This is a genomic window from Treponema sp. (assembly GCF_045641405.1).
In the GTDB taxonomy this organism is placed as follows: Bacteria; Spirochaetota; Spirochaetia; order Treponematales; family Treponemataceae; genus Treponema_D.
Genome location: NZ_JAZUGX010000045.1, coordinates 1 through 2,154 on the forward strand (window position 1 = coordinate 1; position 2,154 = coordinate 2,154).

Sequence of the window (2,154 nt, forward strand, 5' to 3'; positions counted from 1 at the left end):
TACGATGCAGAAGAATCCTGGTTGTACTATTATCCTTTAGAAGGTGAAGATATTCATAAGGCAACCTTTACCTCACCGCAACTGAAATCGCTGATTGAGTTCCGGGGAAGCCTACAGAAACCGGTAACACATATCAGCATAGAACGTATAGGGATCACGGGAATAGTGCGGACATTCATGGAACCATATGAGTCGTTATTACGCTCGGATTGGTGCATTTATCGCGGAGGCGCTGTATTTTTTGAAGGGACCGAGCATTGTCGTCTCTCCGATTGCGACCTGTACAACCTTGGTGGAAATGCCGTTTTCTTCTCTAATTAGTCGAATCTCATAAAGTCGCTTTTTCGCAAGTTCCTATGAGCCCAGTTCTCCTGACCTGATAATCAGATTCTCGGCCTAATAGTGTTGCTAGGTCAATTTCGCCTTCAATAGTTGTTAACATTGCTCCGAATCATTGAAATCGAAATTCTAGGTGCCCGACAAGTGATGTAGTGACCTTCCTAGTAGACACTCTGCAAAGATTAGTCAGTAGATTTGCCATATTCTTTGCGTTGTAGCAAATGTAAAAAATAAGGCCAAAAAAAATAGCGGCTGCTGCCCTCTTAAAATTGAAGGCAGCTGCTGCAAGCATTATGTTTATCTTGTCCCCATAGACACCTTTGTAGAAGTTCCTGCCGAGACGATGGTCAGATTTGCAATGCCCGATTACTGGCTCTATCCCGGCTCTCTTGCAGAAGAGTCTATGTTTCTTGTTTTTCTGATATTGATTGTCTGTTTTCTTTGGTGTGTCAGGAATCAAAATCTTTACCCCATTTATTTCGTTCACTCCCCTATAACCTCTATCGCACGCAGCATATTTGACCATTTTTGAATATAGCCGATTTACTTGATCCAACTGAGGGGCTAGAGTATGTCCATCGTATTCGTTTCTGAATGATAATGCCCCAACTATCAGACCATCATATGTCCGCGCTATTGAAACCTTGTTTCCAAACTCATATTTCTTGTGGTCCTTGCCCTTGCAGATACAAAAGGTGTCAGGCTCATGAATTGAATAGATTTTGTGTCCGTTATACTTTTCATTTTTAACGAATTTATTGCAGATATCCATCAAATCAATGTAAACTGAATCATCGTTGATTTTACGCAGTATCTCACGCACCAATCTCCCAGCGATTGTACGCATACGCCTGTCAGCAACTGTAACTTTCTTTTTCATGTGACTGCGACCACGCCATCTTTGGACTTTCTTCAGTTCCTTGACTTCTTTCTCGTATGTCTGTTTCAGTTTGATTCCAGATTTGTCTGCTACCTTGTAGCAGTATTTGATGACCTTGTTTAGAAGTTTGGAATCTGTTGGGAATGTGATATTTTTTTCTTGAACAGTAGAATCAATGAATATTGTCTGATCTTTTTCAGCTTTCCTGCCTCGCTTACCATTGCCCTGATTGTTTTTATCATCCTCTTCAACATTGACACGGATACTCTCCTTTAAAATAAGTTCAATTCCATCTTCACCGATTCGTTTTCTGAATTCTACTAATTCTGTTGCAGAGCACGGCTCCTTGATACTGAATGCAGATTCCCCGCAGAAATACTGATAGTATGCGTTTTCCTTGTACTGTTTGACAATCTCTTCATCAGATACATTTCTCAGATGTTTCAGTATGAGCAATCCTGTTAGTCTTCTTACCGATACCGATGGACGCCCGAAGTTCCGATAAAATTTTTCGAAGCTGTTGAATATGGTCCAATCAATCTTGTTGGCCAAAAGGTAAAGTTCATGGTTGTGGTCCAGCATTTCGGATAAATCCCAGAAAAGTGACCGGTTGTAAACTGAATTTTCTCGTGTAAACATGTTCTAAATCTCCCAGGTTTCTGACACAAAGATAAGTATTCTGGGGGAAATATGCAACATTATTTGCACTTTATTTTATTGGCGCTCAAATCAATAAGCCCATAATTATGTTCGACTATTTATGCTCCGATCAGCCACCTGCTACCGGGAACAAGGGAGATGAGTTTGGCTGTGAGTGCACTGGTGACGAATGTGCAGGCGGTCATGAGAGGAATTGCTGCAACTGACGGTAACGGCAGGGTGTTCATGAATATGCCGGCCCAAAGGTGAAGCCAGAAAATATGTACGAGGAAAAT

At 41.4% G+C, this 2,154-nt stretch carries 1 protein-coding gene and 1 pseudogene; one reads left to right on the forward strand and one right to left on the reverse strand.

Translation table 11 applies throughout. From position 1 onward, the window contains the following. Nucleotides 1–321, forward strand: a 321-nt coding sequence (locus ACKI39_RS07140) for a hypothetical protein (RefSeq protein ID WP_407399059.1), incomplete at its 5' end; no start/stop codon positions are given. A 235-nt stretch (nucleotides 322–556) separates the two neighbouring features. Here the strand turns inward: ACKI39_RS07140 and ACKI39_RS07145 are convergent. Next, nucleotides 557–1,858, reverse strand: a pseudogene (locus ACKI39_RS07145) (IS5 family transposase); the annotation flags it as partial. Between the last annotated feature and the right edge of the window lie 296 nt (nucleotides 1,859–2,154).